The following is a 22537-nucleotide window of genomic DNA, read 5'->3' as shown; positions in this document are numbered from 1 at the left end:
GCGTTTTAGAGGAATTCGGCGCGAAACGCCTGCCAGTCGGCCTCGTTCTGGTCGGCATAGGCCCGCGCAAACCGGGCGGCGGAGCGCTCGAAGGCGGTACCTTTACCCAGATAGCCCGCGATGGCTAGTCGGTCACCGGTCCGGGCGTGGGCGCGGGCGAGCGTGACGGCGGAGAGCACGGCGACTGCGTTGAGTTCCTCGGCGCTGAGGTCATCGAGATCGATTGAACCCTTGCCATTCCACAGTTGGCGCACGTAAAAGTGGTGGTCGCCTACCTGCGTCCAGCCGAGCAGGATATCCGCTGTCGCCTGGATGGCGTGCTGGCCCTCGATGACGCGCTGACCATGATGAGCGTACTCGCTTGCCGGGAGATAGGGCGCGAGTGCTGACGGCCGCGCCTCCTTGATTTGCAGCACAAGCGGGTCGTGCTCGCCGTTGCCCTCGAACACCACCATCCACGCACGCAAGCCCACGCTGCCCACGCCCACGACCTTCATCGCTGCATCCTGGTAGCGGTACTGACGCAGCAAGCTGGCCCGCTCTGGTGCGAGCGTGGCGAGATAGGAGCTCAGCGCTTCGCGCACGACGGCATCGGCAAGCTCGCGCTCGGGGCCTTCCACGAGATCACGCAGCGGCACGAGCACCGGCGGATCCGAGATAATGCGGCGTTGCCCGTCGACGACCTCGGTGAGTTTGCCCACCGCACGCTGGCTGTCCTTGGCACGGGCCTTCGCGATGAGCTTGCGCACGCTCTTGACGGACTTCTTGCCCAGTCGTCCACCGAATTCATCGAGTGTCGCCTCCATCTCGAAGCGTGCGTACCACACGTCGAGGTTGCCCATGTCCGCGAAACGAGACATCGCCCGGTGGTAGGCGGCAACGGTGGACTCGACGAGCTCCTCCGGATCAAAGCCGCGCTCGCGCGCGCAAATTTCCACGCTGGTCACCAGTCGCGCAACGTCCCATTCCCAGGGACCGGGCAACGTCTCATCGAAATCGTTGAGGTCGAAGACCGTGCGCCGATCCGGCGCAGAGAAGAGCCCGAAGTTCGAGATATGCGCGTCTCCGCAGGCCTGGACCGTGATGCCCGAGGTAGCCAACGACGCGAGGTCCGCCGCCATAATCGCCGCTCCGCCGCGGTAGAACGCGAACGCCGACTCCCCCATCCGCGCGTAGCGCAGCGGCAGCAGCTCCGCGACGCGCGCCGGAGCCTGCGCGTGGATGATGCCCAACGGGTCGCGGTCCTCGGCAGGCTGCCACGAGCCGAGGGTACGGCGCGGGGTGTGCTTGCGGGCTGCTTTGCCGGCAGCGCGGCGTTCGGCAGGAGTATGCTGTGTCTTCACGTCGAATCAGCCTAGTCGCGAACGATCGCCTCGTAGAGTTCGCGCGCGGGCGCCGCGGCGCGCAGTTCATCGCGTTGAGCCCGCTGTCCAATGGCCTACTCACCGATGCCGCAGTTCCGCGACTACGACGCCAACGCGGAGCTGCTCGCGCTCGTCCGCCGGCTGGCTGCGGTGCATGACGCGACGCCCGCGCAGCTCTCGCTGGCCTGGGTCATGGCCAAGGGCGCGGTGCCCATCCCCGGCAGCCGCAAGCCCGAGCATTTGCGTGAGAATCTCGCCGCCGCCGACATCGTGCTCACCGCTAACGAGGTCGCTGACATCGATGCGGCCCTCGACGCCACCGCCATGTCCGACGTTTTCGGCGGCACGAAAAACTAAAACGGCATGTCGAATGACCCGCCTTTCGGGGCGGGTTGTCGTTTGTGGGGGTTAGTTCACGGTGCAGAGGTAGCGCTTGCCGTAGGGCGTGACGTACCAGTAATTGCCCTCGGCATCGTGGGTATACGAATCCCCGTCGGCCTTGCGTCCGTTATGGAACCGGCACAGCGGCACAAGGTTCGCGACGTTCGTGTCGCCGCCCTTGTTCCGCGGGATGAAATGGTCACGCTCGCACAACAGAGCCGGGGTCACACATCCCGGGTGAATACACTGCGGATGCAGCGCGAACGCCATGAGTGTTTGCTTCTCGTTGAAGATCGGCGTCGACTTAAAGCAATCCACCGGCTCCCCCCAATCAGTCACCAACGTAACGTAGCCGACCTCCGCCAACTTCTCCTGCACAAGCAAACGAGCCGGGCGCACCGTGCCATCCGTGGCACGAATGAGCTTGCCCTCGGCGAGGTACTCCTCATGCTCGTCGAGACGAATAACTACGTGCGCAGCACGGGCTGGGGCCTGAATTTGTTCTCCGTCGGCGACGAACTGTTTGAACCCGTCGAGCAGGTCGTCGCCGGGCAGCGCGCTGAGCATGTCCATCAGCCACGGGTCTTGGGTGTTAATCACCAAACGGTGCCAGCCGTCTTTGCCATAGGTATGGCGGGCGGACTCCACGCGGGTTTTCGGCTTGGCAAGACTCGCGCCGACCTCATCGAGCTTGGTCTCCGCGGTTCCACACAAGGTGATGCGGGCGGCGTTAGGGTCGTCGCAGCGCGCGGCGAGCACCTCGATGCGGGCGAGCACGCGCAGGGAATGACCGGCAGTGCGGGCGGCCTTGCGGGCCTCGGCGATGCCTTTGGGCTTAGTGCGCCAATAGACGGCGGCCAAGGGGTGGATGAACGTGGCGTCGGCGAGCGTCAGGCCGCGGTCGCGGAGTTCAGCCACGGTGAGTCCAGCGGCTTCCTTGAGAGAATCGACGCCGAGAGCAAGGGCATCGAAGATCGAGACGGTCATGCCACGGAGGTTAAGGAGGCGTCGGAAAGCCTGCAACCGATTGTCCAATGTATTTGTCGAACAGGGGTATTCGAACAGGGGTAGACCTAGAGTTGGGCGATGGAGGCGCAAAGCGCGTCGACGTCCTCGTCGCGCGTGGACCAGGACGTGCAGAAACGCACCGCGCGTAGGCCGTCGTGTTCCTCGAAGAACTGGCAGACGTACTTGCTCGAGAGCCCGGCCTCCTGGGCCGGGGTGTTGACCTGCGTGCCGCCCACCATGAAGTACACGGCTGCGGCGGGCGCGAGCACGGAGAGGACGGCGGGATGGGCGGTTTCGTTGTAGTCGTTGCCGAAATGAATTATGCAGCCAGGCTACTCGTAGCGCAGCGCCTCAATCGGGTCGAGTTTTGCCGCTTTGCCGGCGGGGTAGTAGCCGAAGAAGAGCCCGATGGCGAGCGCGAAGAGCAGCGAGACCACAATCGCGCCGAGCGGCGGGAACACGAAGTAGCCCATGAGCGACGAGCCGATCATGCCCGCCACAGAGCCGAGCACCACGCCGATGAGCCCGCCGATGAGACACACGATGATGGCCTCCGTCACGAACTGCAGGCGGATGTCACCCCGCCGCGCGCCGAGCGCCTTGCGCACGCCAATCTCGCGCGTGCGCTCCGTGACGGTAATCAGCATGATGTTCATAACGCCGATGCCGCCGACGAGCAGCGAGATCCCGCCGATTGCCGCAATTGCCGCGGACAACGCCGTGAGCAGCTGGTTGAGGCTCGCGAGGTCCTTGCTGAAGTCGGTGACCTCGACGCGGTATTCCTCGTTGTCGGCGTACATCGAGTCGAAGGCCGCTTGGAGCCGCGCGCCGAGCGCGGCCTTGTCCGTGCCGGGCGCCGCGCGCAGGGACACGGAGGAAAAGGCCTCGCCGGCTAAAGGGGCATCGGAAAGCTGGGCAGCGAGAGTATAGGGCACGAGCGCGTATTCGGCCTCGCCGCCACCGATGAGCGCGCCGGTGTCGGGGGTGTCGTAGACGCCGATGACGGTGAGCTCCAGATCCGTGCCGTCGAGCGGGGCAAAATTCAGTGTCTGGCCCACCGGGTCGGCGTCGCCGAAGAGCTCGGTGGCGGTCGTGGCGGAGAGCATGGTCACGGCACGGTCGGCCGCGATGTCGTCGTCCGTGAGCGCGCGGCCGGTGCGGACGGTGAACTGCGAGGCCGTCACGTAGTCCGGGTTGGTTGGTTTCACCATCACCGCTGAGCTTTCCGATGCCCCCTCCAACTCCAGGTCGCCCGGATACGTGTCGGATTCGCCGATGATGACGCTCTCGACGTCGGGCGCGAGTGCCGTGCGAACCTGCTCGAGCTGTTCGGGGGTGAGGAGGGAATCGGGGTCGTCGACGGAGGATTCGACGTGGTAGTCGGTCTCGCCTTCGTCGGTGCGTTCCTTGACCTGGACCTGGAAGTTATTGGCGCCGACCTTGTCGAGGTCAGAGGTGAACTGGCCCTTGAGCGCGGAGCCGAGGGTGAGGATCGCGATGACGGCGGCAATGCCGATGATGACGCCCAGCAGCGTGAGTAGCGAGCGCATCTTATTGGTGCGCAGCGAGGTGAGCGCCATGCGCAAAGATTCGGTGAGATTCATTTCAGCACCCCGTCCGTCATGGTTACGGTGCGCGAGCACTCGGCGGCAAGCTCCGGGTTGTGGGTAATAAACACGATGGAGGTGCCGCGCTCGCGGTTGAGCTCGTGGAAGAGGTCCATGACGAGGCGGCCGGTCTGGGAGTCAAGGGCACCGGTGGGCTCGTCGGCGAGGATGACCTCCGGGTTGTTGGCGAGCGCGCGGGCGATGGCGACGCGTTGCTTCTGGCCGCCGGAGAGCTCGTTGGGCAGGTGGCTGGCGCGCTCGGACATGCCTACGAGGTCGAGGAGCTCGGCGGCGCGGCGGGCGCGTTCGCGGCGGGGCACGCCGGCGTAGACCATGGGCATCTCCACGTTGGCGAGTGCGGTGATGCGGCCGATGAGGTTGAAGTTCTGGAAGACGAAGCCAAGCTTGTCGGCGCGCAGGCGGGCGAGCGCGTCATCGTCGTAGGTGGAGACGTCCTCACCGCCGAGGAAGTACTCGCCTGCGGTGGGGCGGTCGAGCAGCCCAATGATGTTCATGAGCGTGGATTTGCCGGAGCCGGACTGGCCAATGACGGCGACGAACTCGCCGGGCTCCATCTGAAAGTCGCAGCCGGGCAGGACGGTGATTTCGGCATCGGTGCCTTCGTTAAAGCGCTTGACGATGCCTCGCATGTCGATGAGGCTCATTTCTCTCCGCTCGCTGCGTCGGGCAGGGATGCCTGTTGGCCTACGTCGCCTTCGTGGGCCGCGCCCTGGGTGAGTACGCGGTCGCCGCGGTGGAGGCCAGAGGTGACGGCGGCTTCGAAATCGGTGCGGGTGCCCAATTTCACGTCGCGGCGCTCGATGGTGCCGGAGTCGGAAACGACGAGCACGGCTTTGTCGCCATCGATGAGCGCGCTGAGCGGAACCGTCAGCGCGTCTTTGTCCTCGTGCGTGACGACCTTGACCTTTGCCGTGGAACCTAAACGCAGGCCTTCGCGGTTGCCGTCCACGCGGACTTCGATGGGGAACTCGGCCTTCCCCGAACCCGTGCCGGTGCCGCTCGCCGCCGGTGCGGAGGCCCCGGAGCCGGCGGCCTCGGCGGGCGCGGCGGGGGCGGCGGGGGCGGCGGAGACGGGCGAGATGAAGGACACGGTGCCCGTGTACTCCTTATGCGGCTGGCTGGGGGAGGTGAACGTGACGTGGTCGCCGACCTCGATATCCGCGATGTCGGCTTCCTTGACCGTTGCCTTGACGAGGAGGGACGAGTCATCCGCGATCGCGAGCAGTGGCCCCTCGGCGGGGCGGCCTTGCTGCGCGGTGACGGACGTGATCACTCCATTAAGCGGAGAAAATAGCTGAGAACCAGAGATGTCGAACTCGAGTTTCGCATTGGCTTCCTCGGCGGCGACGCGTGCGCCCGCGGCGGACTTGAGGGCGTGGTTGACGGCCTGGGACTGCGCGTCGATTTGCTGTTGGGCGCTGAGCTCGGCGGCGCGCTGGGCGAGCTGGGCATCGGAAAGCTGGGCGTAGGCAGCGTTGGCGGCGCGCTGTTTGGCACCGACCTCGCGGTCCACGGCCTCGAGCGCGCGGGCGTAGGACTCCTCGGCGCGGTCAACCTGGTTCTGGGCGTCGCTGACCGCGTCATCCGCCTCGGTCGAGGCGAGCAGCGACGTGGCCATGGTGGCGCTGTCTGCGGTGGCCTCGCCAGCAGCACCGAGCGAGGCGAGCGCGGCCTGGAGCGATGCGTTATTCGCGGTGCGCAGCCCAGCGCGGGCCGTGTCTACCGCGGCGGCGGCTTCGGCGACGGAAGGATCTGCGGCGGCGCGGGACTCGGCGACGGCCTGCTGCGCGTCGTCGAAGCTGTGCTGCGCGGTGTCCACGGAGGCGCGGGCGGCATTGACCTCGCCGTTGAGGCCTTGATCCAACGCGTCCTGGAGCTGGTTGAGCTGGAGCTGCGCGTCCTCGACCTGATTGAACGCGCCGACTTCTTCCGCGGCCTGAGCGGCACGCTGACTTTGGAGCTCGCGTTCGGTAGCAGAGGTGTCGAAGGAGGCGAGGCGCTGGTTGGCCGTGACGCGCTGGCCGACCTTCGCGTCGAGCGTGACGATGGGCCCGGTCTGCGTCGTGGCGAGCGAGACCTCGCGGGCGGGTGCGATCGAGCCCGTGGCGGGCACGGACTGCGTGATGTCCTTCGCCGCGACGGTCGTGACATCGGCGGCGGTGAGCACCACGCCGTCGGGGCCGAAGGTGAGGTAGTAGGCGCCGCCACCGCCCACGGTGAGGACGGCGAGGGCGGCGGTCGTGATAGCGATAGTCTTCTTTTTCATTATTCGTGAATAGTAGTAGTGCCAATTCCGTTATCAATAATTAATGTCAGCTTAGCGCCTGGATCTGTGCGTGGAACGCAGTTGCTCTCACCAATGCCGGCGTCGCATTCGATCGCGATGGGCAGGTTGTCCGGCAGGTAGACTTCCGTGGCACCAATTCCGTTGTCGACGGTCACGGTGCGCGGGGAGTCGAGCTCCAGCTCACGCAGGTCGAGCGTGAGCTTGCCGATGCCATTGTCGTAGAGGTCCTGCAGCTCCGCGCCATCGTGCGGGGTAAACCGTACGTCGCTGGAGGTCTCGTCCTCGCTGGTCATGGTCATGGTGAGCACGAAGCCGAGGCCGGCGATGACGGCGGCGGAAATCGCGATGGCCGCAATGACGCCTTCGCGGTGCTTCTTCTTTGGCTCAGGCTGCTTGTAGGGCGCTGGGTCGGGCAGATGCCAGGCCTCGGGCACCGTGCCCAGGGGATCCCAGGACGGTGGGGTCGTGCGCCCCGGCGGAAACGGGTAGCCTTCGACGGGGGTGAAGGCGGACATATCGGGGCCCGGGGTGGTATCGGGGATCGGCGACGCGAGGACGCCGGCGGGCGGGATGGGTTGGCGTTGGTGCAGTCCGTACCAGGCTACGGCGGCGAGGATGAAGATGACGACGGTGGAGAGGGTTTGCTTCTCGCCGAACAGCGGGCCGAAGCCGGCCGTGGCGGCGAAGAGAATGATGAGCCCGATGGCGAGGCTGGATTCGGACTTTGGGCCGTCGGCCTTGCCAAAGAGGTCCTGGACGGGTGCGGTGGCCTTGCCGTAGAGCGGCATGCACATCCATGCCAGGGCGTAGAGCGCGATGCCGCCGCCGAGGACGAGCGCGGTAACAACGAAAGCCACGCGGACGAGGACCGGGTCGATTTGGTAACGCACGCCGATGCCTTCGCAGACACCGGCAATCATGGCATTGCCGCCCTGGTTTCTCGGGATGCGGGGCGGGCGCGTGTCCCACATCTGGTTGAGAGTCGCGGTGTTCATACCTATATCGTGACGCACCGCGAGGTACGCCACCATCGGGGAACGCCCTGATTTTTGAACTTCAGGGTTTACCCCGATCCGCGCGGGGTGCAGCCGTGCGAAGATTAAGCGCATGAGTTCTCCCTATGCTTCGCGCGCGACTCAGCCCGCGTTCCCGACTTTGGCACGTCCCCAGGACGGCCGCGTCGTGGCGGGCGTGGGCGCGGGGGTCGCGGCGCACCTGGGCGTTGACGTGTTGTTCGTGCGTCTGGCCTTGACCGCGTTGTGCGCCTTGGGCGGCCTCGGCGCGTTCCTCTACGCCGGGGTATGGGTTGCGACCAAGCCTGCCGATGCCCCCGCGCCCGCCTCCCGCTTCGACTTCCGGGCTAACTGGTTGCTTGTCTTCATTGCCGTGGCGGCGGTCGTCAGCGCGCTGGCCAGCGGAGCCAACATGCTGCTGCCGCTGGTCATCGTCGGCGCGGGCGCGCTCGTGACGTGGCAAGCCTATGACCGCGGGCTCGAGAACGTATCGAGCAAGCTGAGTATTGCTGCGGGTAGTGTGCTCGTCTTGTCCGGCGTGGTCATTACCATCGCGCGGTGGGACGGCGGCGCGGACTTTATTCCGGCGTTGGCGGCGGTCGCGCTGACCGTTGTCGGCCTCGGCGCCCTCGTGGTGCCGCTCGTGCTCAAGCTGTGGCGCCAGGTGGCGGATGAGGGCGCGGAGAAGGCGGCATCGGAAGCCCAGGCGATCATGGCGGCGCGCCTACATGACTCGGTGCTGCAGACCTTGGCGCTCATTCAAAAACGCGCGGAGGATCCGGCGGAGGTCGCGCGGCTCGCGCGATCGCAGGAACGCGAGCTGCGTGCCTGGCTATTTGACGCCCCCTCGGCGGCGCCGGCGACGGTCTTTGGCGCGCTGGCCGCGGCGTGTGGCGAGGTCGAAGACCTGTTCCCGGTGCGGATTGCGCCGGTGACGGTGGGCGAAGATATCGAGCTTACCGAGCCCACGAAGCTAGCGGTGCAGGCGGCGCGGGAAGCGATGGTCAACGCCAGTAAGCACGCGGGCGTCGATACGGTGGACGTGTATGCGGAAAACTTAGCCGGCGAGCTGTCCATTTTTGTGCGCGACCGTGGCGCGGGCTTTGACCCGAACGCGGTGACCGGGGACCGGCACGGAATCCGGGACTCTATCCGCGGGCGCATGGAACGCGCCGGGGGCACCGCGCGGGTGAACTCGCGTCCGGGAGAGGGCACCGAGGTGGAGCTCACGGTAGCTTTGTAGCCATGGTTTCCGTTTTCCTCGTCGATGATCATTCTGTCTTCCGCGCCGGCGTGCGTGCGGAGTTGGCCGACGCAGGGGATATCGAGGTCGTGGGCGACGTGGGCACGGTCGCCGAGGCGGTCGCGGGGATTGAGTCGGCGCACCCGGACGTGGTGCTGCTTGACGTGCATATGCCGGACGGCGGCGGGTTGGCCGTGCTGCGTGGCGCCTCGGGCCCGGTGTACCTGGCGCTGAGTGTCTCGGACGCGGCGGAGGACGTCATCGCGCTCATCCGTGCCGGCGCTCGGGGCTACGTGACGAAGAATATTTCAGGCCCGGAGCTGGCCGCGGCCGTGCGCCGGGTGCATGAGGGGGATGCGTACTTCTCGCCGCGGTTGGCGGGGTTTGTGCTCGATGCATTCGCATCGGGTGCGCCTGCCGAGTCGAAGCCCGGTGCGCCGGACGAATCCGTGGACCCGGCGGTCGACGCGCTAACACGGCGCGAGCTCGAGGTGCTGCGGCTGCTCGCGCGCGGTTACACGTATCGCGAAATTGGCGAGCGTCTCTTTATCTCGGTGAAGACGGTGGAGACGCACGCGTCGAATATCTTGCGCAAGACGCAGCAGTCGAATCGTCATCAGTTGACTCGCTGGGCGGCTAGCCATGATCTGGATTAAGTTTTTGCATGCGTCTATCTCTCCCTATTGCTTGCGTGACCCTATCCCTTAGCCTTGTTGCGTGCTCTGCTGCGGGTTCAAAAGATGAGCCGCTCTTTGATCCAAACGCTGCGTCTGACTCCAAGGAACCGGAGTTCAACATGGTTGATTTGTGGAGCGGCGAGGCCGATAAGGACACCGTGGAAGGTGCTGAAGGATGCGCGGATCCTTTCTTTGACCTAGGCGATACCTATGCTGGCTATTACCTGATGCAGCGCAAGGTGGGGCTGGATAGCCCGCGCGGGCATTCCCTCGGAATGGGAGATGATCTGGGGCTGGTGGATAACCAGTTCGACCCGTGCGCGCCGATGAGTTACGCAGTCGTGTCTATCGACGACCGTGTCGGCCGCTACAACAGCGAGGGCAAGTCCGAGCCTTCCCAGGATCAAGGCGAGGCGGTGCTCTTCTTCGCGGGTGAGGATTTGGCTAAAGACTCCGTTATTAAGATTGCCCCGCGCGTCGAGGACGTCGACATCGAGGGCACCGAGGCCACGGTGACCTACGCGGAGGGCCAGAAGGTCTCTTACTCCCTAGATGGTGACAAACTGGTCGTGGGCGATGGCCTGGAGAAGCTGCAATCTGATTATGACGGCTACGACGATGCCTACCTGGATTTCGAGCGCGCATTGCCAGGCAGCGATGGCGGGCGCCCGGTGGGGCTGGGCAACGTGAATGTGAAGCCGTGGGATGAAAACCGCGATGAGTTGGTGCGAGATCAAAGGCCTTTCCGCATTCCTGCCCGCGAGTCAGATTATGTATGCCGCTGGGAGAACTTTTCTCTGGTTTGCGCGGCAGAGGAGGGAACGCCTTTTCCTTCTGAGGCGGACTTTGACTTGACCTCGCCGTCGGATAAAGCCGAGCGGGCGGCCAGCATCCAGCTGACCATGCCTTTCGGTGTTTTCCCGAAGGATGTCGACGATAGTTTCTTCCACGCGGACGAAGCGCTCCAGGATGAGCAGGTTACGGCCGTTGGCACGATGCTTTTTGATACCCGCGGCGATGGCATCACGCTTTTCGACGGCCACGTCGGCATGCGCTTTACCCCCGACGGGCCAAAGAAGGTGCCGGTTGAGCATAGCCTGACCAGGAAATACTGGCCGGACCCGACGGAGCTCGATAGCTTTAACGAAGCTGGCTAGGCATAAGCTAGTTTGCGGGTGCCGTCGACGTGGGGGAATACGAAAAAGGCGGCGCCGGAAATCAGCAGCCAGGTCACGGCCACGCCCCAGACGGGAAGTGCGAAAAGAGGGGCGAGCATGACGGTGAGCCATAGCAGCGTCAGGGGGATGAGCTGGCTGATATTCGGCAGCATCGTCACGTTCTTTTTGTCCGCGTAGGCCCGCAGTTGCGTGCGGTAGGGGTGCAGAAAAACGAGGGTGAAGGCCGCAATGAGAAAAAGCAGGCCAACCCCGATGGCGATGCCGAAGTGGACATCGCTGACCAACACAGCCACGGCGGCGCCGATGAGGAGGGAAGCGCCCAATCGTACCCAGTGTGGGGTGGGGATTGGGGTCTCGAGGTGGCGGATATCGCTGGCATGGGCAGTCATGCCGGTTAACGCTATCACTGCAATTGCAAGAGCGTGGGGGAAGGGCCATAATGGAGGCATGAATCAAACAAGTGTTCGCATGGCGGAGGTGGCCGCGGGGCAGAGTCGCGCGGACCAGATTGCCGCTTTGCGGGCGCAGATGCACAAGCTGGAAGCGCCTCGAATCACCCCGGCAGTGCAGCCAGATGAGGAAGTGGTGGAGGTGCCTTCTTCCCTGGCCAGGCTGCTTCCTGGTGGGGGTCTCGCGCGGCGCAGTGCGGTGTATTGCGGGGAGTGTCCTGCGCTTATCATCGAGCTTGTTTGTCATATTAGCGCACAGGGTGGACACGTCGGCGTCGTCGGCTGGCCGGAACTGTCTCTCGCACAAGTGGCCGAGTCGGGGGATTTGCGCCGCGTGATTGTCGTCCCGGATCCCGGCGCTGAGCCGTGGTCGGTGACGGGAGTGTTGGCGGAAGGCCTCGATGTCGTTATTCACCGCGGGGTTGGGGAAGTCACGCCGTCGAAAGCGCGGCCCGTTCTGGCGAGGATCCGCGGCGGGCAGGCGGCCGTGGTGACGGTGGGCGTGCGACTGCCGGGAACCACCACGGAAATCGAAGCGGAAGTCACCAGCTTCCGCGGGCTGGGGCGCGGAAGTGGGCGCATTAACGGCGTGGATATTGCAGTAAACGTGGAGTCCAAGGGCGTGCGGGCGCGGCGCGGCACGGTGACGTGTGGACAGCGGCGTCGGCTGGAGGCGGTATGAGGGTCGCGGCGCTGTGGTTTCCAGATTGGCCGGTCCAGGCGCTGCGGATGCAGGAGGCGGCGCGGGTAGGTGCAGCGCGGGGAGGCACAACGCGGGAGCGGGCTACAGCTATCGTGGCGCAGCACAAGGTCGTTGTATGCGATGGCCTCGCGCGCCGAGCCGGCGTGCGCCGCGGGATGCGCTTGCGCCAGGCGCAGGCGGTGCTGCCAGAGCTGCGCGTCGAGGAGCTTAACGCGGATCGTGATGGCGCTGCCTTCGCCGAGATTGCCGTCGGTTTGGATGCGGTGGCCTCCTCCATCGAGGTGCTGCGTCCGGGCCTGGTCATCGTGGATGCTGCTGCGGCGGGGCGTTTCCACGGCGGTGAGGACACGGCGGTGCACATGCTTGTCGACGCCGCCTCCCGCGCCGGCCTCGACGCCACCGTCGGGGTGGCAGACGAAATCGCCACGGCGCTCATCGCTGCCCGCCACAATGGCCTGGGCGCGGTGGTGCCGGAGGGCGCTTCGCGGGAGTTTTTGGCGGGCCAGCCCTTAAGCGTGCTGGCCGCAGAGGTGTCTTTGGGCTGTGCGAAAGAAGTAGTAGAACAGCTGCGGCAGCTGGGGATTAGCAACCTCGGCGAGCTGGCGGCGTTGCCGGCTAGGCAAGTAATGACGCGCTTTGGGCAGGCAGGCAGGCGTTGTCATGACATAGCTAATGCCGTCCCGGATAGGCGGGTGGCGCCGGAGCTTGCGCGGCCGGATTTGGCGGTGGAGGTCAGCTATGAAGAACCCTTAGAGCGAGTGGACGCCGCGGCCTTTGCGGCGCGCCAGTTGGCGGCGCAGCTGCACAGCGTGCTCGCGGAGGCAGGGCAGATGTGCGTGCGTTTGCGGGTCGTCGCGGAGTTTCTAGGCGGCGCGGTGCTGGAGCGCGTGTGGCGTACCCAGGAGGCCCTGGATGAAAGCGCAACGGCCGATCGCGTCCGCTGGCAGCTGGATGGCTGGCTGAGCTCGGCGCGGGCGGGCGCGGAAGGCGGCGTCGTCAGGCTGGCGTTGGAACCGGTAGAAACCGCGGCGCCGGAGGGCGAGGGCCTGTGGGGGCAGACGAAGAGCAATGACAAAGCCAAGCGGGTCATCGCGCGCGTGCAATCGCAGCTGGGCGTGGATCGAGTACTGCAGCCGCGGGAGGCCGGCGGGCGTGGGGTGGCAGAGCGCATCGAGTACGTCCCCTACGGCGAGCAGCGCGACCCCGCTCCGCAGGGCAGCTGGCCAGGCCGAATTCCCTCGCCGCTGCCGGCAAGTTTGGCGCACCCTGCCTCGCGCATCCGGCTTCTCGACGATTCCTCCCGCGACGTCTACGTCACCGCCGAAGCGCTATTGAGCGCGGCGCCAGTGGCGTTGAGCTGGGGTAACAAGCGCTATCAGGTTATCGGCTGGGCTGGGCCATGGCCGGTGGATACTGCGTGGTGGGGAGAGGAAGCTCAAAGGCTCGCACGCTTGCAAGTGGTAGGCCAAGGCACGCAGAATCAGCGGGCCTGGCTGCTGGTCTGGGCGGCCGGGCGGTGGAGCGTGGAGGCGTCCTATTGCTAGGTGGCAGCGAGGAAATCGATGACCAGGCGGGTGGGTTCTTCCAGGACCTGCACGGAATATGGGTGGCGTTCCTTTAGGCCAACCACGAACTGGGAGCGGCCTTCGAATGTACCGGAGCTTTTGACCTCGGTGATAAAACCGCCTGCGCCGGGGGTGGAGCCGAGATTGGGATCGGCCATGTCTTTTTCGAAGGGATAAACGGTGCCGTCGATGTTGACGTTGAGAGCCGTGGCGCCTTCATAGTCGATGGCGTTGCCGGAACCCTGCTGCAGAGGCTTGTCTGTGTAGTCGATGAACCAGCCGGGGCTGCCTTCCCCAGTGAATTCGAAGACGACGCGTTCGAAGCCATCGTGATTGCCAACGCGAACATCGGTGACAACCAGCTGGGAAGGCACCGCGGGGCGTTCTGTCTTGCGGCTGAGATTGGTGACGCCAAGCGGGGTTACACCGGCTGGAGCAGAGGTCGTGGGGGCGCCTTCGACAGAGGACGTAGTAGATACCGCCTCTGTGAACGCGAGACTGGATTTATCCTCTGTGTCGCTAGCGCAACTTACCAAAGCTACAGATCCGAGAGTAAGGACAGCGAGAGTAGGCACGAGGGAGGACAATTTCGGCATGCAAACAGACTATTGCCTAGCCACCGACTCTGTATAGCCAAGGCAGGATTCTTAACCACATTGTTGTCATCATTTTCATTTTGATGGCAGGTAAGCTGTGGCACATGACTTTTTGCTCCGACGTACAGGTTGAGCCGCTTCCGGGCACTGCCAAGAAAGAAAGCGTATTTGTGCTCTTCGAGTGGCCAAACGGCTGGTCGCGCGATGTCTTAGACGGCGGGACCTTCGGCCCGGAACTCACTGCTGAACTTAAATCCAAGCTCAAAGGCGTGGCAGGGCTGCAGCTTATCCGCAAGCCCGGCAAGGAAGGCCGCAGCATTAACGGCAAGCATCGCTGCTACGTGGTCTGGGCCGAGCGCGGAGTTTATATGGAGCATCTCCTAGACGGCCCGGAAGGCATCTTGGGGTTGGATTTTGCGGTGCCGGAAGACGGTGTTCTTTCCCGCCCGCTTGTGCTGATTTGTACCCACGGGCGTCGGGACGTGTGCTGTGCGGTCAAGGGGCGCCCGCTTGCGGCGGAGCTGGCTGCAAGTTTCCCGGAGGAGGTATGGGAGACCTCGCACACGAAGGGGCATCGTTTTGCTCCGTCGATTCTTTTGATGCCGTGGGGTTATTCCTTTGGCAGGCTTAACGTTGAGGCGGCGCGTGAGATGCTGCTGGCGGCGCGTCGCGGGGAGTATTTCTACCCGGGCAATCGCGGCAGCGGGCTCTATGATCCGCGCGGGCAGGTGGCGGAACTGGCAGTCGCGCGGGAGCTGCTCGAGGCGGGGGAGGCCTTGCGCTATGAGCAGTTGCACGCGCTTGAAGATACCGTGCACCACGACGACGGCCGCACCTGGCGGGTAGAGCTGGAACAAAAAGAGGTCTCCGGGGTCATCTCCTCGTGTGGAGACTGCCCGAAGACCTCAAAGGCGTGGCACGCAGTGGGTGTGCACGCAGGGGATATTAACGGCGCATGATCTTGGCGGAAAGCCAGTTGCCGAAGAACTGCGCTGCCTGAACCAGCACGATGATAATCAGGGTGGCCACCACGGTGACCTCCCACTCGAAGGCGCGGTAGCCGTAGACGATGGCAAAGTCGCCCAAGCCGCCGCCACCGACGTAGCCAGCCATCGCGGACATATCTACGATGCCGATGAACAGGAAGGTATAGCCCAGAACCAGCGGGCCAAGGGCCTCCGGCACGATGACCGAGGTGATGATCTTCCAAGGGGAAGCGCCCATCGCGCGGGCTGCTTCAATGACGCCGGGGTCGATGGCGACCAGGTTTTGCTCCACGATGCGGGCCACGGCGAAGGTGGCTGCGATGACCATGACGAAGGTTGCAGGTTCGCGGCCGATAGATCCGCCGAGGACCGCCACGGTTAGCGGCTGCGCGAAGGCCAGCAGGATGATGAACGGGATGGGGCGGATGAAGTTCACCAGGATATTGATGATGAAGTAGACAACCTTGTTCTGCAGGATTCCACCTGGACGGGTGGTGTAGAGCAAGACGCCTAAAACGAGGCCGAGCAGGCCTGCGACCACCAGGGTCGTCGCGACCATGATGAGGGTGTCTTGGATGGCCTCGATGAGGGTATCGCCCAAGCGATCCCAATCAGCGGCAGCTTGGTAGGTCACGTTCATCGGGAAATCTCCTCAATCTCGGTGGTGCGTTGCAGGGTGCGGTAGAACTCCTCGATGGCGGCGGCATTACCGTTCAAGCGCACGGTGAGCTTGCCGAAGGAATGCTTCTGCAGAGTCGTGATACCGCCGTGGACCACTGCGATAGACACGCCCTTTTCCGCCAAGCGTGCCGATGCGGTGAAAAAGCCGGAGTTCTCGGTCAGGTTGATGGTGAAAAGGCGGCCCTCGTGGGCGAGGAGGTCGTCTGCTTCTACCAGGTCTGGGGTGTTGCGCAGGGAAGTGGCAACGAACTTGGAAGCGACCTCCGTGCGCGGGTTGGAAAAGACCTCGTAGACGCTGCCGGCCTCGATGACGCGGCCGGCTTCCATGACGGCAACCTTATCCGCGATGGAACGAACCACGTCCATCTCGTGGGTAATCACGACGATGGTAATACCCAGGTCGCGGTTGACCTTGCGCAGCAGATCCAGCACCTCGTGCGTGGTGGTGGGATCGAGTGCGGAGGTGGCTTCGTCAGCCAGCAACAGCGAAGGGTTGGTCGCCAGCGCGCGAGCGATGCCCACGCGCTGCTTCTGACCGCCGGAGAGCTGCTCCGGGTAATTCGAGCCCTTATCGCCAAGGCCCACGAACTGCAGGAGCTCCTCCACGCGCTTTTTGCGTTCTTCCTTCGGCATACCGGCTAGGCGCAGCGGGTATTCGATGTTGCCTGCCGCGGTGCGCGAGGTCATCAAATTAAACTGCTGGAAAATCATGCCGATGTTGCGGCGGATACCACGCAGCTTGGACTCCGGCATGCCGACGATGTCGGTGCCATCCAGTAGGAGCCGGCCCGAGGTGGGCTTATCCAAGCCGTTGATCATGCGCACCAGCGTGGACTTCCCCGCGCCGGAAAAGCCGATGATGCCGACGATTTCACCGGGCTCGACGGTCAGCGAGACGTCGTCAAGCGCCTTGGTTTCGGTCTTGTTATTTTTAAAGACCTTGGTGATGTTGCGGAACTCAATGCGGGTGCCGTGCTTGGCACCGGGATTATCTGTCACGTGAGGCGTTTCCTTCATATTGTTGTGACTGGCTAAAACCTTCTAAGACCTTACTCGGCGGAGGAAGTTTCTAAGCGATCCAGGATTTCCTGGAGTTCATCTTGCGGACGATCCACGAAGATGGTGGTGCCGCCCGTGGTCTCCTGCACTGCCTTTTTGACCTCTGGTGAAAGGTACAGCTGCGCTAAGCGCTTGACCTTATCGTTGTCCTTATCCTTTTCTTGTACTGCCCAGACGTTGATGTATGGGTCGAACATGATGGTGGGATCGGCGCTGGGAGCTTCGGGGTCGTCGTAAAGCACTGCCTCAGCCGGGTTGATGCCCGCGCGCTTGAAGAAGGAATTGGTGATGATGGCAGGGGTGCCTTCGCCGTATGCCGACGGAGTCTGGGAAGCATCGACCGGGGTTACCTTGACCTTTGACTTGGCCTCGTCGATGTCGGCCGGATCCGGGGTTAGCTTGCCCTTTTCCTGCAAAGTCACCAGATCGTTGGCGGCCAGCAGGTTGATGGCGCGGCCCTGGTTGGTGGCGTCATTCGGGATGGCGACTTCCTGGCCCTCGATGCCCTTTATATCCTTGTGGCCCTTCCAAAACAGCGGCATCGGGTAGACCTGCGTGGAGGCCACCGGAACGAGGTTGGTGCCGTTGCCCGCGTTGTATTCCGCCAGGAACTTCAGGTGCTGAAACTTGTTGGTGTCCGTGCTGCCTTCCGCCAGAGACTGGTTCGGGGTGGCATAGTCGGTGAAGCTTTTCATCTCGATCTCGATGCCTTCCTTGGCGGCGAGATCTTTCAATACGTTCCACTCCGGAAGCTCGGCATCGGTGGTGCCGATGATGATTGGATCCTCTGCGGTGCCGGCAGCAAACTCGGAGGACTTGGAAGAACAACCCACAAGGCCCGTTGCTGCAACAATGCTTGCCGCAGCCAGCGCAGCAATCTTTTTCAGCTGCACGGCGCTAGCTCTGCTCTGTCACGCGGTCGAGGATCTTCTTCAGCTCCTCCGGAGACTTTTGAACCGGAACGGAAGTGCCCTTGGAATCCTCTGCGACGGCGTCCTGGACGGCCTGGGAGTGCCAAATTTCGGCGACCTTCTTAATCTCCTCGTTGTTGGCGTCTTCTGCGCGAACGACGAAGGCGTTGATATAAGGCTCTGCCTCCTTGGAGTTCGGGTCATCCTGGAATACGGCGGTGGTGGGGTCGATGCCGGCGCGGTCGAGGAAGGAGTTGTTGATGATGGCTGGCTTGCCTTCGCCGTAGGCGGCGGGGGTTTGTGCGGCGTCGACAGGCACGACCTTGACCTTGGACTTTGCCTCGTCAATATCCGGCAGACCTGGGGTGATGAGGCCTTCCTTCTTCAACGTAACCAGCTTGGCCTGTACGAGGACGTTGATGGCGCGTCCCTGGTTGGTGGTGTCATTCGGGATGGCTACTTCCTGGCCCTCGATGCCGTCGAGGGAGTCGTGCCCCTGCCAGAACAATGCCAGCGGCACGATTTCGGTGGCGACGATCGGAACGAGGTCGGTGCCGTTGCCCTTGTTGAACTCTGCCAAGAACTTCAGGTGCTGGAAGTTATTGGTATCCAGTTCGCCCTGGTCAAGCGCCTGGTTCGGGGTGTTGTAGTCCGAGAAGTTCTGCACCTCGATGTCAAGGCCCTGTGCATCGGCTTCGTCCTCGAAGGCGGACCATGCCTTCTTGGCGGCGTCGGTGGTGCCGACGACGATCTTGCCGTCGGAATCGCCAGAGGAGCAAGCAGCCAGGCTGGTGGCTGCGATGACGGCTGCGGAGGAAGCAGCGAGAACGCGGCGAATACGCATGATATGAGGTGTCCCTTCGAGTGAAATAACGTTTGTTGCAAGAAACCTAGCAATGATTGAACCGCTTTGTCTATATCGCTTTGGGTGAGGCGGAAAAATTGACTAGAACATAGTTTCGATCATATCTTTTCCCCATGAGGTTCAATGGTGGGGCGGCGCTGCCTTGGTCGCGGGTGGAGCGGATTCTTTCCGGCCGTCCTGCCGCAACGCCCGTTTCGGTGGAGCACCTGGAGGAGCGGGGTGAGGGTCTTGAGCGTGGGGTCTCGGCCGTGCCTTTCGCGGAGCTGCATGCGGTTTCTTCCTATAGCTTTTTGGACGGCGCCTCGGGGCCGGAAGAGCTGGTGGCGCGCGCGGTGCAGCTGGGGCTAGAGGGGCTTGCGCTGGTGGATAAGGATGGTTTTTATGGCCTGATGAAGTTTGCTGAAGCTGCCGCTAAGGCGGGCCTGCCGACGGTGTTTGGGGCGGAGCTTTCGCTTGTCGACGGCCCTCTTGTCGTCCTCGCCCGCACCCCCGAGGGGTACCGCCGGCTATCGCGATTGATTGCCCAAGCGCGCATGGATGCAGGTGTGAAGGGCGAGGTGGCTTACCCGCCGTTGGAAGTAATTGCGGAGCGTTTGCAAGATTATTGCCTGTTCCTTCTGGACTGGCAATGGTTGGACAAAATCGATCATGTGCTCGAAAGAATAAAAATAGACAGCATAGTACTTGAATATTCCTGCACGATGTCTCCTGAGGACGCAGATCGCCACGCTGAACTGGATAAATGCAATAATCTGCGCGCCATCGCCACTGCCTTACCCGCTGCCGCCACACGGCAGGAAGCGCGCCTAGCCGCGGCAAAGCGTGCGCTTAGCCAAAGAAAATCTCTGGACCAGGCAGAACCTGATGCGCCCCCGATGGGTGCCGGCTGGCTGCGCTCAGGCGAGCAGATGGCGCAGCTTTTTCCGGAGCGGCCGGAGCTCATCGCCGAGACCGTCAAAGTATTAAAGGAGTGCAGTTTCACCTGGGATGCGCTCGCGCCGAACCTGCCTGACTTCGAGGTGCCTGAAGGCCATACCGAGATGTCTTGGCTGACGCACCTGACCTGGCAGCGAGCAGAAGAGCGCTATGCCTCGCGCCCGGCTGCGATTCGCTCGCGGGCGTGGAAGCAGATCGAGTACGAGCTAGGCGTTATCGAGCAGCTGACCTTTCCAGGGTATTTCCTCATCGTGTGTGACCTCGTGGATTTTTGCCGTCGCTCCAACATCCTCTGCCAGGGGCGCGGCTCGGCGGCGAACTCCGCGGTGTGTTTTGCCTTAGGAATCACTAACGCCGAGCCGATTTCCGCGGGGCTTCTTTTTGAGCGCTTCCTTTCGCCAGACCGCGATGGCCCACCGGACATCGATATCGACATCGAATCCGGCCGCCGCGAGGAGGTCATTCAATACGTCTATGACAAGCATGGCCGCGAGCGCGCAGCGCAGGTGGCCAACGTTATTACGTATCGCCGCAAGGGCGCTGTTCGCGATGCAGCGCGTGCCTTGGGCTATCCCCAAGGCAGCGCCGATTCCTGGTCGAAGGGGCTTTCGGAGCCGCCGGAGGGCGTCGTCAAGCTGGCGGAGCAATTCCTCGGCCAACCGCGCCACCTGGGCATTCACTCGGGCGGCATGGTGTTGTGCGACCGTCCTATTGCAGACGTGGTGCCGATGGAATGGGCGCGGATGGAAAAGCGTTTGGTGCTGCAGTGGGATAAGGATGACTGCGCGGCGGCCGGATTGGTGAAGTTCGATCTGCTGGGCCTTGGCATGCTGGAGGCGCTGCACCACATGCAGGACTTGGTGGAGGAGACCACCGGGTACAAGGTGAATCTGTGGGAGCTCGACCTAGCGGAAAAAGAGGTCTATGACATGCTCTGCCGCGCCGATGCGGTGGGGGTATTCCAGGTGGAATCGCGCGCGCAGCTGTCCACGCTGCCGCGCTTGCGCCCGCAGAAGTTCTTCGACTTGGTGGTGGAGGTTGCGCTCATCCGTCCCGGCCCGATTCAGGGCGGTTCGGTGCATCCTTATCTGCGCCGCCGCGACGGTAAGGAGGCTGTGACCTATGACCACCCGGTGCTGGAGAAGTCTCTGGGCAAGACGCTGGGCATTCCGCTGTTTCAGGAGCAGCTGATGCAGATTGCCGTCGACGCCGCAGGCTTTTCCGGAGCGGAGGCCGATGACCTGCGGCGTGCGATGGGCTCGAAGCGCTCGCCTGCACGGATGGCCGCGCTCAAGCAGCGTTTTTATGATGGGCTCGCGCAGACGAATGGCATCGAGGGCGAGGTTGCGGACAAACTGTGGAACAAGATCGTGGCCTTTGCAGCCTATGGCTTCCCAGAGTCGCACTCGCAGTCTTTTGCCTCGTTGGTCTACTTCTCGGCGTGGATGAAGTATCACTATCCGGCGCAGTTTTGCGTGGGTCTGCTGCGGGCGCAGCCGATGGGCTTTTATTCGCCGCAATCGCTCATTCAGGATGCGCGGCGGCACGGCGTGGAAGTTCTTCCGCTGGACGTGAACGCTTCGGGGTGCCAGGCGCGTGCGGTGGTCCAAGACGGCGGCGAGGTGGCGATCCGGCTGGGCCTTAACCTCATCAAGGGGTTGGGGGAGAAGGCCGCGCAGCGTATCGAGGATGCATGCGCGCAGACGCCGTTTCAAGACATCGCGGATCTGTCTAGGCGGGCGGAGCTTAGCGTGGAACATGTGGAGGCTTTGGCCAGTGCCGGTGCGCTGGAGACCTTTGGGCTAAGCCGGCGTCAGGCGCTGTGGCAGGCGGGGGTGGCGGCCACGGAAAAGGCGGGCATGCTTGCAGGGCTTTCGGCTATTTCTGCGCCGAGCCTGCCTGGCATGAGCGCTTTCGAGCTGATGGCTTCCGACGTCGCCAGTACTGGCGTTACCCACGACAAACAGCCGATGGAGCTCGTGCGCGCCGCGCTTAACGACGCCCATGTCTGCACCGCCGCACAGCTGCGGCAGGTTCCAGACGGTACACGGGTGCGGATTGCGGGCATCGTGACGCATAGGCAGCGTCCGCAGACTGCCGCCGGCGTCATCTTTTTGGGCTTGGAGGATGAGACCGGCTTGATGAACGTGATGGTCTCACCGGGGCTGTGGCAGCTCAACAAGACCGTGGCCAGGACGTCTAAAGCGCTGGTTATTCGTGGCATCGTGCAAAATGCCACGGGCGCGGTCAATGTGGTGGCAGACAAGCTGGAGCCGCTTGCCATGGGTGAGTGGCTCTCCCGCGGCTCGCGTGATTTCCGTTAGGCCGGTGCGAGAGATCCCCCCGTATTCAGGTAAAGCCGCATAACATTCACCCCGCGCTGGCAGCGGGCCTGCTTTTCTTCCTGCTCTACCTGGCCTTTTCTAAGTAGCGAGCCTATCCCTTATGACTACGAATCCGGCGAGTACATCTCCAAGCAGGAAGCACGCGACCTAGGCCACGCGGACATCCAGGAAGTTGTCGACGGCTGGGAGCAGGATACTTAAAAAGGGGTCTAGGAAGCTACGAGTTCGGCACGATCATCGGTGTCCATGCCAAGGGCGATCGTGCCGAGCAGAGTCAGCGATGCCCCGAACATCAATACGCCGGCAAGCATGCCTAGGCAGCGCACGATTTCCGGCCATGGAACGTCTTGTCCAACTAGGTCGAGCAACGGCAGACAGAGCATCAGCACCATTAAACTGCCGAGGGCAAAATACGCGTACTTGAAGACGTTGCTGCGCGCGCGATCGATGCGGCTGCGCTGATATTCGTCTGCGAAGGCTGGGTCCATATTGTCTTTTCCGATTAGAACTTGAAGGCGCCCCAGGCAGATAACGAGCCAGGCAAGGCCGCCGACCCACAAGAACATCGCAATGACGTTGGAGAAGGGATTGACTGCTATAGCGGCGAGTGCAATGAACAGTCCGACGAAGCTGGAATAGAAGTACTTGGTGCGGATAGGCAT

At 63.3% G+C, this 22537-nt stretch carries 22 protein-coding genes; 8 read left to right on the top strand and 14 right to left on the bottom strand.

What is annotated here, in order from left to right; all coding sequences use genetic code 11:
* Window positions 1–5: 5 nt before the first annotated feature.
* Window positions 6–1343, bottom strand: a complete 1338-nt coding sequence (locus HMPREF2888_RS05590; protein ID WP_061920630.1) for a DUF2252 domain-containing protein — start codon at window positions 1341–1343, stop codon at window positions 6–8.
* A 105-nt stretch (window positions 1344–1448) separates the two neighbouring features.
* On the opposite strand from HMPREF2888_RS05590, the gene HMPREF2888_RS12975 reads away from it, so the two are divergent.
* Complete coding sequence (locus tag HMPREF2888_RS12975; RefSeq protein ID WP_201040646.1) at window positions 1449–1721, top strand: aldo/keto reductase; 273 nt, start codon at window positions 1449–1451, stop codon at window positions 1719–1721.
* 51 nt (window positions 1722–1772) lie between these two features.
* Here HMPREF2888_RS12975 and HMPREF2888_RS05580 read toward each other — a convergent pair whose 3' ends face one another.
* The 6 genes from HMPREF2888_RS05580 to HMPREF2888_RS05555 form a co-directional block, all read right to left on the bottom strand.
* Complete coding sequence (locus HMPREF2888_RS05580) at window positions 1773–2780, bottom strand: HNH endonuclease signature motif containing protein (protein ID WP_141744832.1); 1008 nt, start codon at window positions 2778–2780, stop codon at window positions 1773–1775.
* Window positions 2781–2818: 38 nt separating this feature from the next.
* Complete coding sequence (locus HMPREF2888_RS12970) at window positions 2819–3022, bottom strand: hypothetical protein (RefSeq protein WP_061920637.1); 204 nt, start codon at window positions 3020–3022, stop codon at window positions 2819–2821.
* A 63-nt stretch (window positions 3023–3085) separates the two neighbouring features.
* The gene (locus tag HMPREF2888_RS05570; RefSeq protein WP_061920638.1) at window positions 3086–4357 is read right to left on the bottom strand and encodes an ABC transporter permease; all 1272 of its coding nucleotides are present in this window, start codon (window positions 4355–4357) and stop codon (window positions 3086–3088) included.
* On the bottom strand, window positions 4354–5025 hold the full coding sequence (locus HMPREF2888_RS05565; protein WP_061920640.1) for an ABC transporter ATP-binding protein: 672 nt from the start codon (window positions 5023–5025) through the stop codon (window positions 4354–4356). Before HMPREF2888_RS05565 ends, HMPREF2888_RS05570 begins: the two co-directional genes overlap by 4 nt.
* On the bottom strand, window positions 5022–6647 hold the full coding sequence (locus tag HMPREF2888_RS05560; RefSeq protein WP_070456036.1) for a permuted SH3 domain-containing protein: 1626 nt from the start codon (window positions 6645–6647) through the stop codon (window positions 5022–5024). The genes HMPREF2888_RS05565 and HMPREF2888_RS05560 overlap by 4 nt, the downstream gene beginning before the upstream one ends.
* Window positions 6647–7663, bottom strand: coding sequence for a PspC domain-containing protein (locus HMPREF2888_RS05555; RefSeq protein ID WP_061920643.1), 1017 nt, complete (start codon window positions 7661–7663; stop codon window positions 6647–6649). Before HMPREF2888_RS05555 ends, HMPREF2888_RS05560 begins: the two co-directional genes overlap by 1 nt.
* Window positions 7664–7775: 112 nt before the next feature.
* Between HMPREF2888_RS05555 and HMPREF2888_RS05550 the strand changes: the two genes are divergently transcribed.
* Genes HMPREF2888_RS05550 through HMPREF2888_RS05540 form a run of 3 tightly spaced genes read left to right on the top strand, consistent with a single transcriptional unit; the run spans window position 7776 to window position 10758 of the window.
* Window positions 7776–8924, top strand: a complete 1149-nt coding sequence (locus HMPREF2888_RS05550; protein ID WP_062035807.1) for an ATP-binding protein — start codon at window positions 7776–7778, stop codon at window positions 8922–8924.
* Between the two features lie 2 nt (window positions 8925–8926).
* Window positions 8927–9580 carry a response regulator transcription factor gene (locus HMPREF2888_RS05545; protein WP_070518497.1) on the top strand — a complete coding sequence of 218 codons (654 nt, stop codon included), beginning with the start codon at window positions 8927–8929 and terminating at the stop codon, window positions 9578–9580.
* 35 nt (window positions 9581–9615) lie between these two features.
* Window positions 9616–10758, top strand: a complete 1143-nt coding sequence (locus HMPREF2888_RS05540; protein ID WP_141744831.1) for a hypothetical protein — start codon at window positions 9616–9618, stop codon at window positions 10756–10758.
* On the opposite strand, the gene HMPREF2888_RS05535 is transcribed toward HMPREF2888_RS05540, so the two are convergent.
* The gene (locus HMPREF2888_RS05535; RefSeq protein WP_070432682.1) at window positions 10755–11168 is read right to left on the bottom strand and encodes a hypothetical protein; all 414 of its coding nucleotides are present in this window, start codon (window positions 11166–11168) and stop codon (window positions 10755–10757) included. The two genes, HMPREF2888_RS05540 and HMPREF2888_RS05535, sit on opposite strands and share 4 nt — an antisense overlap.
* Before the next feature lie 58 nt (window positions 11169–11226).
* Here HMPREF2888_RS05535 and HMPREF2888_RS05530 point away from each other — a divergent pair, with 58 nt between their 5' ends.
* Entirely contained in the window at window positions 11227–11910 is a 684-nt protein-coding gene (locus HMPREF2888_RS05530; protein WP_246815039.1) for a hypothetical protein, read from the top strand.
* On the top strand, window positions 11907–13475 hold the full coding sequence (locus HMPREF2888_RS05525; protein ID WP_070518495.1) for a DNA polymerase Y family protein: 1569 nt from the start codon (window positions 11907–11909) through the stop codon (window positions 13473–13475). The genes HMPREF2888_RS05530 and HMPREF2888_RS05525 overlap by 4 nt, the downstream gene beginning before the upstream one ends.
* On the opposite strand, the gene HMPREF2888_RS05520 is transcribed toward HMPREF2888_RS05525, so the two are convergent.
* Window positions 13472–14092 carry an AMIN-like domain-containing (lipo)protein gene (locus HMPREF2888_RS05520; RefSeq protein WP_070456032.1) on the bottom strand — a complete coding sequence of 207 codons (621 nt, stop codon included), beginning with the start codon at window positions 14090–14092 and terminating at the stop codon, window positions 13472–13474. The two genes, HMPREF2888_RS05525 and HMPREF2888_RS05520, sit on opposite strands and share 4 nt — an antisense overlap.
* A 104-nt stretch (window positions 14093–14196) precedes the next feature.
* Between HMPREF2888_RS05520 and HMPREF2888_RS05515 the strand changes: the two genes are divergently transcribed.
* Complete coding sequence (locus tag HMPREF2888_RS05515) at window positions 14197–15051, top strand: sucrase ferredoxin (protein WP_070456050.1); 855 nt, start codon at window positions 14197–14199, stop codon at window positions 15049–15051.
* On the opposite strand, the gene HMPREF2888_RS05510 is transcribed toward HMPREF2888_RS05515, so the two are convergent.
* Genes HMPREF2888_RS05510 through HMPREF2888_RS05495 form a run of 4 tightly spaced genes read right to left on the bottom strand, consistent with a single transcriptional unit; the run spans window position 15038 to window position 18573 of the window.
* Window positions 15038–15718: a methionine ABC transporter permease gene (locus HMPREF2888_RS05510; RefSeq protein ID WP_061920659.1), complete on the bottom strand. Its 681-nt coding sequence runs from the start codon at window positions 15716–15718 to the stop codon at window positions 15038–15040. The two genes, HMPREF2888_RS05515 and HMPREF2888_RS05510, sit on opposite strands and share 14 nt — an antisense overlap.
* Window positions 15715–16776 (bottom strand): methionine ABC transporter ATP-binding protein, encoded by a 1062-nt coding sequence (locus HMPREF2888_RS05505; protein WP_201057414.1) that lies wholly within the window; start codon window positions 16774–16776, stop codon window positions 15715–15717. Before HMPREF2888_RS05505 ends, HMPREF2888_RS05510 begins: the two co-directional genes overlap by 4 nt.
* Before the next feature lie 32 nt (window positions 16777–16808).
* Entirely contained in the window at window positions 16809–17711 is a 903-nt protein-coding gene (locus HMPREF2888_RS05500; protein WP_070518494.1) for a MetQ/NlpA family ABC transporter substrate-binding protein, read from the bottom strand.
* Window positions 17712–17715: 4 nt separating this feature from the next.
* A complete protein-coding gene (locus HMPREF2888_RS05495) occupies window positions 17716–18573 on the bottom strand; it encodes a MetQ/NlpA family ABC transporter substrate-binding protein (RefSeq protein ID WP_070518493.1) in 858 nt (285 codons plus the stop codon).
* A gap of 134 nt (window positions 18574–18707) precedes the next feature.
* Here HMPREF2888_RS05495 and HMPREF2888_RS05490 point away from each other — a divergent pair, with 134 nt between their 5' ends.
* Window positions 18708–21854 (top strand): error-prone DNA polymerase, encoded by a 3147-nt coding sequence (locus tag HMPREF2888_RS05490; protein WP_070518491.1) that lies wholly within the window; start codon window positions 18708–18710, stop codon window positions 21852–21854.
* Between the two features lie 230 nt (window positions 21855–22084).
* On the opposite strand, the gene HMPREF2888_RS05485 is transcribed toward HMPREF2888_RS05490, so the two are convergent.
* The gene (locus tag HMPREF2888_RS05485) at window positions 22085–22537 is read right to left on the bottom strand and encodes a hypothetical protein (protein ID WP_061920668.1); all 453 of its coding nucleotides are present in this window, start codon (window positions 22535–22537) and stop codon (window positions 22085–22087) included.

Source organism: Corynebacterium sp. HMSC077D03 (assembly GCF_001808545.1).
Classification (GTDB): Bacteria; Actinomycetota; Actinomycetes; order Mycobacteriales; family Mycobacteriaceae; genus Corynebacterium; species Corynebacterium simulans.
The sequence above is the reverse complement of the archived record's forward strand: the minus strand, read 5'-3'. Positions and strand labels throughout refer to the sequence as shown.